Source organism: Arthrobacter sp. D1-29 (assembly GCF_054130585.1).
On sequence record NZ_CP096383.1, the window covers coordinates 984,034 to 997,951 of the forward strand.

A 13,918-nucleotide genomic window follows, 5' to 3' on the forward strand; every position below is an offset into this window, starting at 1 on the left:
CTGATGAACCTGGAAGGTGAACAGCAGGAGGCAACAACCAGCGGCCAGCCAGGCGAGACGGCCGGGCAGCCCGAACTGGCCCTGCCTCCAACAGACCCCGCCACAACAGACTCCGCCACAACTGACGCCGCCACGACTGACGCGGCCACAACTAACGCGGCCACAGCGGCAAAGCCGGGGGCCCCGCGGCGGGCCGCTGTGCCCGTATGGCGGACCGGCAAGCCCGACGCATTCCTCGCCGCTGCTGTGGACGTGGCGCGTACGGCCATCGAAGGCATCACTGCCGCCTCAGACATTGGTCAGCACGTTGCAGCCCGAAGTGAGGGCGACCGCCTTGTCACCCACCTGTTCGAATCCAAGCTGCCCGGCTACCTGGGTTGGCAGTGGTACGCGGTCCTGACCCGCAACTCCCGCTCCAAAGTAGTCACCATCAATGAGCTTGGCCTCCTGCCCTCCGAGGACTCCATCCTGGCCCCCGAATGGGTGCCGTGGGCAGAGCGTGTCCGCCCGGAGGATGCCCAGGAAGCGGAAACCGCCGGGCAGGCCGTGCCTGCGGCAGAAGCACCCGTGGATGATCTCGACGACGTCGACCAGGACGGCTCTGATCAGAACGACGTTGACCAGGACGGCGCTGAACAGGACTCTTCCAGTCCAAAGGACCTCGGCCAGGGCCAGGGCCTTGTGGATCAGGACGACGCCGACCAGGACGGCCCTGATCAGGACGACGACCACGACGACGCGGATGACGGCTCTGCCGGAGGGGCTCACTAGGCAGTTGGCACTGCTCCTGGATCTGGGAAACATCCAGTCGGATTCACTTCGTGAGCTTTCGCAGGGCGCCTGGCAACCGCCGCATGCCTGCGGGGCTGCCCTGCGTCACTGTGCCTGCCAACAGCAAACGGCGCCGGCCGGGAGGAAACCCGGGCGACGCCGTCGACCACTGACAGGAAATTCAGGCGGGAAACGCTACTTGCGGAGTTCGCCCACCACGTAGTCGATGCAGGCCAGCAGCGCCGAAACGTCGGCGGGCTCGATCGCGACAAAGGTGGCGATCCTGAGCTGGTTGCGTCCCAGTTTCCGGTACGGCTCCGTGTCCACGACACCGTTCGCGCGCAGCACCTTGGCAACCGCAGTTGCGTCCACGGACTCGTCAAAGTCAATGGTGGCAATAACGTTCGAGCGCTCCTCAGCCTTGGCCACATACGGGGAAGCGAAACCGGAGGCCTCTGCCCACGTGTAGATGCGGCCGGCCGAATCGGCGGTCCGCTTGGAGGCGAAGTCGAGCCCTCCGTTGTCGTTAAGCCAGCGGACCTGCGAGTCCAGGGTCACCAGGGTGGACAGCGACGGGGTGTTGTACGTCTGGTTGAGGCGCGAATTGTCGATAGCTGTCTGCAGGTCCAGGAAGTCCGGGATCCAGCGGCCGCTGGCTTTGATCCGGGCGGCACGTTCCAGCGCTGCGGGGGAGAAGAGCCCCAGCCACAGGCCGCCGTCGGAAGCGAAGTTCTTCTGCGGCGCGAAGTAGTACACGTCCGCCTGGGCGACGTCCACGTCCAGTCCGCCTGCGGCTGATGTTGCATCCACCAGGACCAGGGCGCCGTCATCCACGCCAGCCACCCGCTTCACAGGCGCCGAGACGCCCGTGGACGTCTCGTTCTGCGGCCAGGCGTAGACATCCACGCCGGCCTCGGCCCTAGCCTCCGGGCGCGTGCCGGGCTCTGACGTGATGATCGTGGAGGCCTCAAGGAACGGCGCCTTGTTGGTGGCGGACGCGAACTTGGAGCCGAACTCGCCAAATGAGAGGTGCTGGGCCTTGTTCTCCACCAGGCCAAAGCTGGCAACATCCCAGAAGGCTGTGGAGCCGCCCACGCCCAGGACTACCTCATACCCCTCTGGGGCGCGGAAGAATTGGTTCAGGCCTTCACGGACCGAGCCCACCAGGTTCTTGACCGGGGCCTGGCGGTGTGAGGTGCCAAGAATGGTTGTGGATGCCGCGGAAAGCGCCTCAATTTGTTCCGGCCTGACTTTTGAAGGTCCGGCGCCGAACCGTCCGTCCTTTGGCAGGAGGTCGGCGGGAATAGTGATGCTGGTTTCGCTCACAGGGGCTCCAATTTCGGCGTGGACGCACTTCGCGTCCGGACGGTGGGGTGGCGGGCAGTCAGCAGCGACTGCAAAAATATGGACCTCCCTTATTCTGCCTGACAGCCAGATGCGGCAGGAACCGGACCGTCATAGTGAGGTCATTGAAACCTGCTTTCCTCGGCCGGTCAGGACAGCAGGGGAGCGCAGGGGACATGATGCGGAAAGCTCCAGAGCAGAACTTTCCGGATGCGCCGGGAGAATACGGGCCGAAGAACAGAGGCGAAATTGACCCTGACCGGGGGTGACGAAATTATCCGGACAAACTCAAAATAGGCTAAGCTTTTCAACGGACTACGTCGCTGTGGGTGGGCGATACGGATGGGATTGCCCAAGGTACTGTGCTCGAGGGAGCTGAGCTGGATGACGGATCTGATCGATACTACGGAGATGTATCTTCGGACCATTTTGGAGCTTGAGGAAGAGAATATTGTCGCTCTTCGGGCCCGCATCGCTGAACGGCTGCGCCACTCCGGCCCCACGGTGTCCCAGACCATTGGGCGAATGGAGCGGGACGGCCTGGTAGTGGTCTCCGGAGACCGACACTTGGAACTAACGGCCATCGGCCGCAAACGCGCTATCGAAGTCATGCGCAAGCACCGGCTGGCGGAACGGCTCCTTGCTGACGTGATTGGCCTGGACTGGGCCTATGTCCATGACGAGGCCTGCCGCTGGGAACACGTGATGAGCGAACGGGTAGAGCGGCGCATCTATGAAATGCTGGACCACCCCACCGAATCCCCTTATGGCAACCCCATCCCTGGGCTGGCAGCCCTTGGTGGCGCCGAGCCTACCGGGATCACCGACGGTGTGATTAATCTCCTGGACGCGATGAAGGGCTATGGCCAGGGCTCCCAGGTGACGGTCAGCCGCCTGGCCGAGCCAATCCAGGTGGAGCCGGAGTTGCTGGTTCAACTCGACGAAGGCGGGATTCGCCCAGGTGCATCCGTCTCCCTTGAGCGTGTGGGGGAGTACATTTCAGTCCGTGTTCCTGGGATTGAGGGTGCGTTGGAGTTGCCGCCCGAAGTAGCGGCCCACGTCTTCGTTTCTGTCGACTGATTTAGCCCAATCGAGGGACAAAATCGGGGCCCGCGGCGGGGCCCCGTTGCCTTGTTGTGAGCGGGCACATAAAAGATAACGGAATTGTTACATGGGCTTTAATCGCCTATAGTTGATCCCCAAGCGTTGATACTAAAGCGTTACCTGATCTGGAGCCGAGCTCTGCCAGCGGATCAGGTGCACGAGTCACTTAACTGGCAGAGGCGGAGGAACCACAACCGGCAGTCGAAAGGCTGCCTTGGGGTGAAGTCCGTCAGCGGCAAGCCTCTTCCAGCGAAGGATCCCACGGGATATCTCTGTGCCGAAGCTTGCTTACGGCGGACCGGGTCTTTGAACTCTCTGACCCGAATCCGACAGCTAACTTCGCAGGCTACCCAGAGAGGAACCGTTCTTGACCATGCAAAATTCCAGGGGCCGCCGTCGCGCCGCCGGCCCGCCTTCGGCGCCCCGGGTTGCCGAGGTTCTTGCCGCGAACCGACCACGCGACCCCCAACGCGACGCGCGCCGCCGACGCGGTCCGTTCCAGCAAATCAGCGATTTTGCCGCCGCCAGCGGGGTAGGGCAGAAAGCCGGTATTGCCCTCGCCGCCACCGGCCTGGTCCTCACGGTCACGGTTCCCGCAACGGGTCCCGTCATGGCAACTCCTGCTGTCGGCCAGACTGCAACTTCAGCCGCGTCTGTCTCACCGCAGCCCGAAATTTCTGCAGAAGCCGGCGCGCAGATCGACTTCAGCCGCTCCTCCGTGGTGACGCAGGGCGATCCCGATGGCAAGCTCAAGCAGCTGCTGAGCGCCCAGTCTGCCGGCTCGATCACCCGCGCCGCATCCGCCGGCAGCCTGGGTGCACCGCTGGCTTCGCTGTCGACTGCCTCTCCGTTCGGTTACCGCGTCAGTCCCATCACCGGCGGTTCCGGTGACTTCCACCGCGGCCAGGATTACGTGGCCCAGTGTGGGACGTCCGTCCTGGCCGCCGCGAGCGGCACAGTGACCTTTGCCGGCTGGCATCCCTACGGCGGCGGCAACCGTGTTGTGGTGGACCATGGCAACGGCCTTGAGACCACGTACAACCACCTGTCATCCTTCAACGTCAAGGTTGGCCAAACGGTCAGCAGGGGCGAGGTGGTGGCGCTCAGCGGCACCACTGGGGCTTCCACTGGATGCCACCTTCACTTTGAGGTGCAGGTCAATGGAGAAGTCGTAGATCCCACAGGCTGGCTCTAAGTGATGGAAAACTCTCAAATCGCTGTGACATGCCGTGACCTGAATGTGACATTCGCTCTAAACTGTTGTAACGTCTAAAGCGCGTCAACTTTTCCGAAGTTGACGCTCTTGAGTGGATTGCCTAGCTCTGCCACCGCTCAAGGTCCGTTCGCATGACATCGTCTGGCAGGGGCGGGGGAACCAATTTTGGTCTTCGATTTATGAAGGCCTTGGGGTTAAGTCGCAAAGCTTCCCAGGAAGCAGCGCGGCCGGGTGACTCCCATCCGAATCCGACAGCTCACCTCGCAGGCATTGGGAGAGGCTACCTTCGTGTCTTCACGCCATAATTCTGCGCGCCACCGTGCGCAAACGGTTCGTACCAACCCATTGGACTCCGTGTCCAAGGCTGTTAGTGCAAATGCCGGGACCGTAGGTCGCCAGGCTGCTGTCATCGCAGCCGCTTCAGGCCTGATCCTGAGCATTGGACTTCCGGCCAACGCCGCGGACACCACCGCCGGCATCTCCGCCTCCACCGAGTCGGGTTCCGCACAAGCTGCACTTGCAGTTACGGCTGCACCCACCGCCACGGTGTCCTTCGAGCGTCCCGTGGTCAAGACCACGGCTGCTCCGAAGGTCGAAACCGTGCGGCCGCAGTCCACCGAGACTGCCACCCGGGCATCCGGAGCCACGGCGACCACCGCCTCAAAGCTGACGGACACCGTCTCCTCTGCTGCGGCGTCGGGTCTGGCGGCCATTGCCTACACCGGAATCGGCAGCCCCTACGTCTGGGGCGGCACAACTCCCAACGGCTGGGACTGCTCCGGCTTCACCCAGTGGGTTTACGCCCAGGCAGGCATCAGCATTCCGCGAGTCAACGCGTGGACCGCAATGAAGCCCACCTCCACACCGTCTCCCGGTGACCTTGTCATGCAGAATGGCGGCGCCCACGTAGGCATCTACGTTGGCAACGGCATGATGATCAGCGCCTTGAACCCCTCACAGGGAACGCTGCTGCACTCTGTCGCCTCCACGGGTGGCGGATCCTTCTACACCCTGAGCTAGTTCCGCCTCCGGAACCGTCCCATGGGTTCCGGAAGAACGCTTCCTCCCCGGAAACACTTTTCGCTAAATCCCCGTTCGGGGCGTGCCGGCGTACCCCCAAGATGCCGGCGCGTCCAAAGCCCTTCGGTTGCCCATGTGGTCCTGAGGAAAACGAAAGAGAGAAATAATGACTACACGTGCAACTGTTGCACGGCACCGCGCCGAGGTTGTCAAGACCAACTCGCTGGCTGTCATTGCCAAGGCTGTCGGCGACAACGCCGGCGGCGTGGGCCGACAGGCCGCAGTCATCGCTGCTGCCTCCGGCCTTGTCCTGACCAGTGGTATCGCGGCCAACGCTGCTGACACCAACGTTCAGCGTGAATCTGCTTCCACTTCCGCTCTCGGTGTAGAAGCTGCAGCTCCGGCAACTATTTCGGCTGCTTCCACCATCTCCATCTCCTACGAAAAGCCCGCGGTTACCACCACACCGGCTCCCGTCGTCGAGGCACCTGAGCCCGTGGTTGAGGTTCAGGAAGCTCCCGCCGCCAAGCCCGTGGCTTCTGTCAAGGTTGCCGCTGCCGTTCCGGCCGGTCCCGTAGCCGCAAGCAGCAAGGGCCAGGCCATCCTGTCTGCCGCTTATGCGCAGCTGGGCGTCAACCAGGACTGCACCATGCTGGTGACCAACTCGCTTGCAGCGGTAGGCATCAACTTCCACGACTGGCCCGCCGGTTACCTCTCCCTGGGCCGCACCGTCAGTGCTGCCGAGGCCCAGCCCGGCGACCTGATCTACTACGCCGACGGCGGCGCGGGCGTTGCCCACGTGGCTGTTTACGCCGGCAACGGCCAGGCCGTGCACGGTGGCTACAACGGCAACCAGACCGTTGTGTTCAGCGCCAACGTTGGTTCCGGCCCCGTCTTCATCCGCATCCCCTAAGACGGAGCCCCAGCTCTTCGAAGGACCCCTGCCTGGTGGCAGGGGTCCTTTGCGTTGTTGGCGCGGACGCTCCATTCAGGACCCGGGGCCACCCCGACACAAACCACGATCATCCCGGGATTAGCTGATCAGGGGGTTCTTTGTTTACTCTTGTGGTGTCGATCCATAGCCCGGATATGCCGGGGGCAGCCGGCCCTCGTGCCCCTGACGGGTGCGGCCGTGAAGAGGTAAGTGCATGCGCACTCTCGTTCTGAATGCTGGATATGAACCGCTGGCGGTGATCACCTTCCGCCGGGCACTGGTGCTTGTGCTCACGGGTAAGGCAAGCGTGGTAGCGGAAGGCGAGGATCCCGTGGTGGGGCCGCAGGAGATATTGGGCCGCCCGTCCGTGATCCTCCTGAACCGCTACATCCGCCCCCGATACAACCAGAACACCGCGGTCAGCCGCCGCGGTGTCTTGCGCCGTGACGGACACCGCTGCGCCTACTGCGGCAAGGCAGCCCACACCATTGACCATGTTCACCCCAAATCGCGCGGAGGCGCCGATTCTTGGGAAAACCTGGTAGCTGCCTGCCTTCGCTGCAACAACCTCAAAGGGGACCACACCCCGGCGGAAATGGGCTGGAAGCTGAGGTTTACGCCGGAGCCCCCACACGGCACCATCTGGCAGATCAAGGAGCTGGAGAAGCCTACCCCGGCCTGGGACCCTTTCCTGCTGCCGGAACGCGCGGCCTGATATCACGTTGCGTGATGCCTGTTGTTAGAGCGCTAGGCTTGCGTTGTGGATCCAGACTTGGAATTTGACGCCGTGATTCTTGCCGGCGGACGCTCCTCCCGGCTGGGCGGCCGGCCTAAACAATGGATGACGTACCACGGCACCACACTCCTTCAGCGGTCCCTTGACGCTGCCCGGGGCGCTGCCGGCGTAGTGGTGGTGGGTCCCCAGGACGGAGCCTTGCCGGGCGGAGTGCTGGCGTGCAGGGAGGACCCGCCGTTCGCGGGGCCCGCCGCTGCTGTGGCAGCCGGGCTGGCCGCGCTGGCCGACGTTCGGCCGCCTAAGCCTTTCACGCTCGTGCTGGCCTGCGACATGCCCAAGGCAGGGACCGCCGTGCAAGCCCTCCGAGGGGCTGTCCATGGCGGGTCCGAGGGAGTGATGGCAGTTGACCAGGATGGCCGCCGGCAGCCGCTGGTGGGGTTTTATAGCACAGCCGCGCTACAACGCTCGGTCCAGGACCTGACCTCCCGCGGTGCCTTAATCAACGCTTCAGTGGGGGCACTACTTGCTAGTCTGGACGTGCAGCTTGTCACCGTCCCGGCCGGGTCCACAGATGATGTGGACACCTGGGACGATGCCGCCGCACTTGGAGTGGCCGGCCAGGAACCGTGACCAGGTTCCGGACCAGCGCGGCCGCAATCGATTTGGAGGCAGACAGTGAAGAGCCAGGATGAAACGCTGGAGGAATGGTGCAGGTCACTGCTCCAGGCCTATGAGCTCGAGGACGTCCAGCTGGACATCAATGCGATCCTTTCGCTCGCCGGCGTGGCTGCCCACTCAGTAGTCCGGCCCGCCGCACCCCTGACAACGTTCATTGCCGGCTTCGCCGCCGGACTCGCCTCCGGCTCAGGGCAGGCCACCGATTCGGCCTCCATGGCGGCAGCGATGGATGTAGCACGTTCCCTGGCCAAGGACTACGACGCTGAAGCCGCCGGGACGCCGGCCGAATGACTGCCGGACCCGGCGAAGAACCAGGGGATCCGGAAAAGCCCCGGGTCCCCGAACCCCAGGAAACGCGGCAGTTCGCCGAAAACCACGAATCCCTGCAGGCCCCTGAAACGCCGCAGGAAGAAGCCGGCCATCTTGCCCACACCTGGCAGGAAGCCCGGACGGCTGCTTTTGAATGTGCCACACCCATTCCTGCCGGACGCGTGCCGCTGGAGCACGCGCTGGGCAGGGTCCTGGCAGGGGATATCACGGCCCTGCACGACATGCCGCACTATGCCTCCTCCGCCATGGATGGCTGGGCGGTTAATGGCAGCGGACCCTGGATAATTGCCGAACCCGGCCAGCGGCTGGCCCCGCACCAGGCTAGTCCGATCGTGACCGGCGGCCTGATCCCGGCTGGCGCCAAGGCGGTGCTGCGCAGCGAAAGTGCCGTCCTGGGGACGGACGACGACGGCCTGCCAATCCTCATGACCGGGGGCACGGCCCGGCCAGGTGAACCGCGGAACGGCCAGCACATCCGTAAGGCAGGCGAGGAAGCAGCGGCTGGGGAAGTACTGGTCCGCGCCGGCGAGGCCCTTAACCCCGCCCATCTGGCCCTTGCCGCACTGGCCGGCCACGATGCGCTGCTGGTCCAGGGAAAACCCGTGGTCAAACTCCTGCTGACAGGCTCCGAAGTGGTCTCGCATGGCGTACCTGAGCCCGGCAAGGTCCGGGACACTTTCGGTCCACAGCTCGCGGCCGTGGTGGGAATGCTCGGCGGGATCTTCGGCGGCCAGGAAAAGATCGGCGATACCTATGCCGAGTGGCTTGAAGGGCTGGAAGACGTCGCCTTGCCACCGGAACCTCCGTCGTCTCCGGAGGGCGGCCAGGACATGCCGGCCCCCGCTGTCCTGCCCGCCGACGTCGTGATCACCACCGGCGGAACGGGCCGCTCCGGGACGGACCATCTGCGCCAGGCGGTGGCCGAACTCGGCGGGCGGCTGATCATTGACGGCATTGCGATGCGCCCGGGTCATCCCGCCGTCCTGGCCGAGCTCCCGGACGGACGCTTTGTGCTGGGCCTGCCGGGCAATCCCTTGGCCGCGATGATGGCGTTATCCACGGTGGGCGAACCGCTGCTGGCGGCGCTTGGCCACGGAACGATGCCGCCGGTCCAGGAGGTCCCCTGCGGGACAACCATCGAGCCGGATTCGGACCGCACCCGGCTGATGCCCTTCCGCCTGCTCTACGGCATGGCGTCTCCGGCCCAGCACACGGGACCCGGCATGATGCGCGGCCTGGCGTCAGCCCACGGCGTGATGGTGGTGCCGCCGCACGGGGTGCAGTTGGGTGAACCTGTACCAGCATTCGCCCTCCCCTGGGGACCTCCGATTCCGGTCCCCGAGCCGGCCGGAGCGAAGTCCAAAGCCAAAACGGGCTCCAGGACAGCGGGACGGACGGCCGGCAAAGCTGCGGCAAAACCTGCTGCGCCGGCCGGACCTGTCGACTGGAGCGCGCTGCTGGGCTGATGCCTGGCTGGCCTGCATCTGTTCCTGATGGGACTGTATCGGCTGGCATCGCCGCGCAGGGCTTGCAATGATGGAACTATGAACAGCCATCACGGCCAATCCGGCGCGTCCCGGAGTCATCCAATCCTCACGGCCAGGACGGCGGCAGGCGCATGGGACGAGTGACCCAGCGCCGGAAGGTGCACAAATATGTCCTGGACGGCTCGCCCAACGCTCTCGAGTTTCCCGTCCGGCACCGCGAGGACGTGCTTGCCGTTGAAGAACCGCTGGAGATCCGAATCGGGACCCTTTCCTTCTCCGTAACCATGCGCACCCCCGGTGACGACTTTGACCTGGTGGCCGGATTCCTGGTGTCCGAAGGCGTTATCTGGGAACCAGAGCAGCTGGTGTCCCTCCGGTTCTGCGCCGGTGAGGACGAAAACGGCGTCCAGACCTTCAATGTGGTGGAGGCCCAGCTCCGGCCTGACGTCCGGATACCGGAAACCGGCCGGAACGTCTACACCTCCAGCTCCTGCGGCATCTGCGGCACGGATTCGATCGACGCTGTCCACAAGTCTTCCCACTACAGCCCTGCCACGGACATGATGACCCTTCCCGCGGAAACCCTGGCCTCCCTGCCCGGCCGGCTTCGGGAAGCCCAGGCAGTTTTCGACGTCACCGGCGGAGTCCATGCCGCCGGCCTGTTTAGCGTCAAGGACGACGGCGACGTGGAGCTTTTGTGCCTCAGGGAGGACGTGGGCCGCCACAACGCCGTGGACAAGGTGGTGGGCTGGGCCCTCCGGGAACGCCTCCTTCCGCTGTCCGGACTGGTTCTGCAGGTATCGGGACGCGCATCGTTCGAACTTGTCCAAAAGGCGGCCCTCGCCGGAATCCCCGTACTGGCGGCCGTCAGCGCGCCCTCCAGCCTTGCCGTGGAGTTGGCGGAAGCCAGCGGCATCACCCTGGCAGGATTCAGCCGCGGCACCAGCCTGAACGTGTATGCCGGACATCAGCGGATCACTCTCCCCGCGCCCGCACGGCTACCTGCTGAGCTGCAAGGATAAGGGCGGAATGTAGGCTGTTGCATGGGCAAGGGAGCTTGGTTATTGGGCGACGGCCCGGTAGATTTTGTCCATCGAATGGACAGCTCTGCCAGGTCCAAGTTCTCCCGTTTCAAGCATTAAAGAGGACAAACATTGCATGACGATCGCCGGATCACGGAAGTGCGCCTGGACCGCTTTGTGCGTGAGCGGGTCATCCCCGCTGTATACACGCGCATGGTTCCGCTGACGCTGACCAGCTGGGATGTACCGGACGAACCAGTGACTGTGATGGAGGCACTGCGGCAGGATTTCGTGCCGCAGGAGCACGGCGCTGCCTGGGGCAAGCCCTGGGGGACCAAATGGCTGAGATTGCAGGGTGATGTCCCTGAGTCCTGGGGTACGGAACCGGACACCACCGTCGAAATGGTGGTCGACCTGGGCTTCACCACAGAAATCCCGGGCTTCCAGTGTGAGGGGATAGCCTGGCGTCCTGACGGCACGATCATCAAGGCGATCTCGCCACGGAACCAGTACATTCCGCTCAAGCTTTTGGGCAGCGGCATGGCCGTGGATTTTTATGTTGAAGCCGCAGCCAATCCGGACGTCGCGCAGGGCTGGACTTTTGCGGCCATGCCCTACGGCGATAAGGCAACGGCCGGAACGGCGCCGCAGTACAGGCTCGGCACCATCGCCATTGCGGAACTGAGCCAGTCGGTGTGGGAGCTCCAGCAGGACATCTGGACGCTGGCGGGGCTGATGCACGAGCTCCCCATGGAGCAGCCTCGCCGCCATGAAATTCTCCGGGCACTGGAACGCATGATGGACCTGATGGACCCGGACGACATTGCCGGAACGGCAGCTGCGGGGCGCGAAGCCCTCGCCGAAGTGCTGTCCAGGCCTGCCTACGCCTCCGCCCACCAGCTCGTTGCCACGGGCCATGCCCACATCGATTCGGCCTGGCTGTGGCCGGTACGGGAAACCATCCGCAAGTGCGCCAGGACCTTCTCCAACGTGGTGTCGCTGATGGACGAAAACCCGGGCTTTGTCTTCTCCTGCTCCTCGGCCCAGCAGTTCGCCTGGATGAAGGAGTTTTATCCGGAACTTTTTGGCCGCATCCGGGAGAAGGTCAAGGCTGGCCAGTTTGTTCCGGTGGGCGGCATGTGGGTCGAGTCGGACACCAATATGCCCGGCAGCGAAGCGATGGCCCGCCAGTTTGTGGAGGGCAAGAGCTTCTTCCTGGAGGAGTTTGGCATCGATTGCCGCGAAGCCTGGCTCCCGGACTCGTTCGGCTACTCCGGCGCCCTGCCGCAGATCGTCAAGTCGGCCGGCAGCCGCTGGTTCCTTACGCAGAAGATCTCCTGGAACCAGCTGAACCGGATGCCCCACCACACTTTCAGCTGGGAAGGCATTGACGGCACCAGGCTGTTCACGCACTTCCCTCCCATTGACACCTATAACTCCGAGTTGAGCGGGCGCGAACTGGCGCACGCCGAGCGCAACTACCGGGACCACGGCCGCGGCAATACGTCGCTTGTCCCGTTCGGATACGGCGACGGCGGCGGCGGCCCCACCCGTGAAATGCTGGCAGCCGCAAGCCGGACGGCTGACCTGGAGGGTTCTCCCAAGGTGCGCATCGGTTCCGCTGAGAGTTTCTTTACCCAGGCAGAGGAGGAATACAAGGCGCTGCCGGTCTGGGTGGGGGAGATGTACCTCGAGCTGCACCGCGGCACCTATACCAGCCAGGCCCGGACCAAACGCGGCAACCGCCGCAGCGAACACCTGCTCAGGGAAGCTGAACTTTGGTGCGCCACCGCCGCTGTCCGGAGCGGGGGATCCTTCCCGTATCCCGCGGCCGAGCTCAAGCGGCTCTGGCGGCTGGTTCTGATGCACCAGTTCCATGACATCCTGCCGGGCAGCTCCATTGCCTGGGTGCACCAGGACGCCGAGCGGAATTACTCGGCCATCGCCTCCGGTTTGGAGGCTCTCATTGCCAGGGCCGCTGCGTCGATGCTCGGTTCCGGATCCCGGGAGTTCCTCCTGAACGCTGCGCCCCACCCCCGCCACGGGGTTCCGGCCCTGGGCGCCGCAGAACCAGTCGCCCCACGCCTGCCCGTGCGGGTGTCCCCGGCGGAGGGTGGCTATGTCCTGGACAACGGGATTGTCAGGGCAGTGCTGGATGCCAACGGACTGATCGTATCCCTGACGGACTACGCCTCGGGACGCGAAGCAATCGCACCCGGCCAGCGTGGCAACCTGTTGGAACTGCACCGCGATACGCCCAATGAATGGGATGCCTGGGACATCGACGAGTTCTACCGCCGCAACGTCACAGCCCTGGCTGACGCCACGGCTGTCAGGCTGGAACAGGACGGCCAGACTCCCGTCGTCGTTGTGGAGCGCCTGGCAGGATCTTCCCCGGTCAGGCAGCGGATCATGCTTGAGGCGGGCAGCGACTCCCTGGCCATCACCACCGCCGTCGATTGGCAGGAGCGTGAGAAGCTCCTCAAGCTGGGCTTTGCCCTGGATGTCCGGGCGGACCGTTCAGCTTCCGAGACGCAGTTTGGCCACGTGTTCCGTCCCACCCATGTCAACACCTCATGGGAGGCCGCGAAGTTCGAAATCTGCGCGCACCGCTGGATTCATGTTGCAGAGCCCGGCTACGGCGTCGCAATTTCGAACTCTTCCAGCTATGGGCACGACGTCACCAGGAGTATCAGGGAGGACGACGGCGGGACCACCACTGCCGTGCGGCTCTCACTGTTGCGTGCGCCCAAGTTCCCGGACCCTGCGGCGGACCGCGGACGGCACGAACTGACGGTAACGATCCGTCCCGGCGCCGGCATCGCGGAGGCAGTTGAGGAGGGATACCGCACCAACCTCACACCACGGGAGATACGTGGCGGCCAGGCAGTGGAACCTCTATTTAGTGTGGGCAATCCCGCCCTGGTCATTGAGGCTGTCAAGCTTGCCGAGGATGGCTCGGGTGATGTGATTGTCCGGCTCTACGAATCCCTGGGGCAGAGGTCTGCGGGGCTGCTCACAGCCAACTTCCCGGTCAGGAGTGTCCACCCCACGGATCTGCTGGAACGGCAGGTGGATGCACCCGGAATTTCGGTGACAGGGCCGGACTCCGTGGATCTGAGCCTGCGCCCCTTCCAGCTGGTGACCTTGAGGTTCGTCCGCTAGCCCCAGCACGCTGGCCCCAGCACCATCGTCCGTTATCCAGCCAAATTCCCGGTTAAACAGGCTGAGTGGGGGCGGTCCCCAACGGCCGCCACCACTCATCCCCCCAAGATG

The 13,918-nt window shown here is 64.3% G+C and carries 12 protein-coding genes and 2 riboswitches; of the genes, 11 read left to right on the plus strand and 1 reads right to left on the minus strand.

What is annotated here, in order from left to right; all coding sequences use genetic code 11:
* Nucleotides 1–3 precede the first annotated feature (3 nt).
* Nucleotides 4–771 (plus strand): DUF3027 domain-containing protein, encoded by a 768-nt coding sequence (locus tag M1E17_RS04655; RefSeq protein WP_457965773.1) that lies wholly within the window; start codon nt 4–6, stop codon nt 769–771.
* Nucleotides 772–966: 195 nt separating this feature from the next.
* Here M1E17_RS04655 and serC read toward each other — a convergent pair whose 3' ends face one another.
* Nucleotides 967–2,097 carry a phosphoserine transaminase gene (gene serC, locus M1E17_RS04660; RefSeq protein WP_457965775.1) on the minus strand — a complete coding sequence of 377 codons (1,131 nt, stop codon included), beginning with the start codon at nt 2,095–2,097 and terminating at the stop codon, nt 967–969.
* Nucleotides 2,098–2,499: 402 nt separating this feature from the next.
* Here serC and M1E17_RS04665 point away from each other — a divergent pair, with 402 nt between their 5' ends.
* From M1E17_RS04665 to M1E17_RS04710, 10 genes are all read left to right on the plus strand, one after another.
* A complete protein-coding gene (locus tag M1E17_RS04665) occupies nt 2,500–3,195 on the plus strand; it encodes a metal-dependent transcriptional regulator (protein WP_457965776.1) in 696 nt (231 codons plus the stop codon).
* A 177-nt stretch (nt 3,196–3,372) separates the two neighbouring features.
* Nucleotides 3,373–3,582, plus strand: a riboswitch (cyclic di-AMP (ydaO/yuaA leader).
* A 10-nt stretch (nt 3,583–3,592) separates the two neighbouring features.
* Nucleotides 3,593–4,414, plus strand: coding sequence for a M23 family metallopeptidase (locus M1E17_RS04670; RefSeq protein ID WP_457967566.1), 822 nt, complete (start codon nt 3,593–3,595; stop codon nt 4,412–4,414).
* Between the two features lie 143 nt (nt 4,415–4,557).
* Nucleotides 4,558–4,719: riboswitch (cyclic di-AMP (ydaO/yuaA leader) on the plus strand.
* Nucleotides 4,720–4,789: 70 nt separating this feature from the next.
* Entirely contained in the window at nt 4,790–5,455 is a 666-nt protein-coding gene (locus tag M1E17_RS04675) for a C40 family peptidase (protein ID WP_457965778.1), read from the plus strand.
* A gap of 166 nt (nt 5,456–5,621) precedes the next feature.
* Entirely contained in the window at nt 5,622–6,368 is a 747-nt protein-coding gene (locus tag M1E17_RS04680) for an NlpC/P60 family protein (RefSeq protein ID WP_267277852.1), read from the plus strand.
* Between the two features lie 235 nt (nt 6,369–6,603).
* Nucleotides 6,604–7,104: an HNH endonuclease gene (locus M1E17_RS04685; protein ID WP_457965779.1), complete on the plus strand. Its 501-nt coding sequence runs from the start codon at nt 6,604–6,606 to the stop codon at nt 7,102–7,104.
* A gap of 45 nt (nt 7,105–7,149) precedes the next feature.
* The gene (gene mobA / locus M1E17_RS04690) at nt 7,150–7,755 is read left to right on the plus strand and encodes a molybdenum cofactor guanylyltransferase (RefSeq protein ID WP_457965780.1); all 606 of its coding nucleotides are present in this window, start codon (nt 7,150–7,152) and stop codon (nt 7,753–7,755) included.
* A gap of 45 nt (nt 7,756–7,800) precedes the next feature.
* Nucleotides 7,801–8,094, plus strand: a complete 294-nt coding sequence (locus tag M1E17_RS04695; protein ID WP_457965781.1) for a DUF6457 domain-containing protein — start codon at nt 7,801–7,803, stop codon at nt 8,092–8,094.
* Nucleotides 8,091–9,599 (plus strand): molybdopterin molybdotransferase MoeA, encoded by a 1,509-nt coding sequence (locus M1E17_RS04700; protein ID WP_457965782.1) that lies wholly within the window; start codon nt 8,091–8,093, stop codon nt 9,597–9,599. The genes M1E17_RS04695 and M1E17_RS04700 overlap by 4 nt, the downstream gene beginning before the upstream one ends.
* A gap of 152 nt (nt 9,600–9,751) precedes the next feature.
* Entirely contained in the window at nt 9,752–10,642 is an 891-nt protein-coding gene (gene fdhD, locus M1E17_RS04705) for a formate dehydrogenase accessory sulfurtransferase FdhD (protein ID WP_457965783.1), read from the plus strand.
* Between the two features lie 132 nt (nt 10,643–10,774).
* Nucleotides 10,775–13,807: an alpha-mannosidase gene (locus M1E17_RS04710; protein WP_457965785.1), complete on the plus strand. Its 3,033-nt coding sequence runs from the start codon at nt 10,775–10,777 to the stop codon at nt 13,805–13,807.
* Nucleotides 13,808–13,918 lie beyond the last annotated feature (111 nt).

Excerpts from the sequence above, each read along its gene's own strand:
- M1E17_RS04670 (WP_457967566.1), top strand. The coding sequence starts at position 3,593 with ATGCAAAATTCCAGGGGCCGCCGTCGCGCCGCCGGCCCGCCTTCGGCG.
- M1E17_RS04680 (WP_267277852.1), top strand. The coding sequence starts at position 5,622 with ATGACTACACGTGCAACTGTTGCACGGCACCGCGCCGAGGTTGTCAAG.
- M1E17_RS04665 (WP_457965776.1), top strand. The coding sequence starts at position 2,500 with ATGACGGATCTGATCGATACTACGGAGATGTATCTTCGGACCATTTTG.
- M1E17_RS04685 (WP_457965779.1), top strand. The coding sequence starts at position 6,604 with ATGCGCACTCTCGTTCTGAATGCTGGATATGAACCGCTGGCGGTGATC.
- M1E17_RS04700 (WP_457965782.1), top strand. The coding sequence starts at position 8,091 with ATGACTGCCGGACCCGGCGAAGAACCAGGGGATCCGGAAAAGCCCCGG.
- M1E17_RS04655 (WP_457965773.1), top strand. The coding sequence starts at position 4 with ATGAACCTGGAAGGTGAACAGCAGGAGGCAACAACCAGCGGCCAGCCA.
- fdhD (WP_457965783.1), top strand. The coding sequence starts at position 9,752 with ATGGGACGAGTGACCCAGCGCCGGAAGGTGCACAAATATGTCCTGGAC.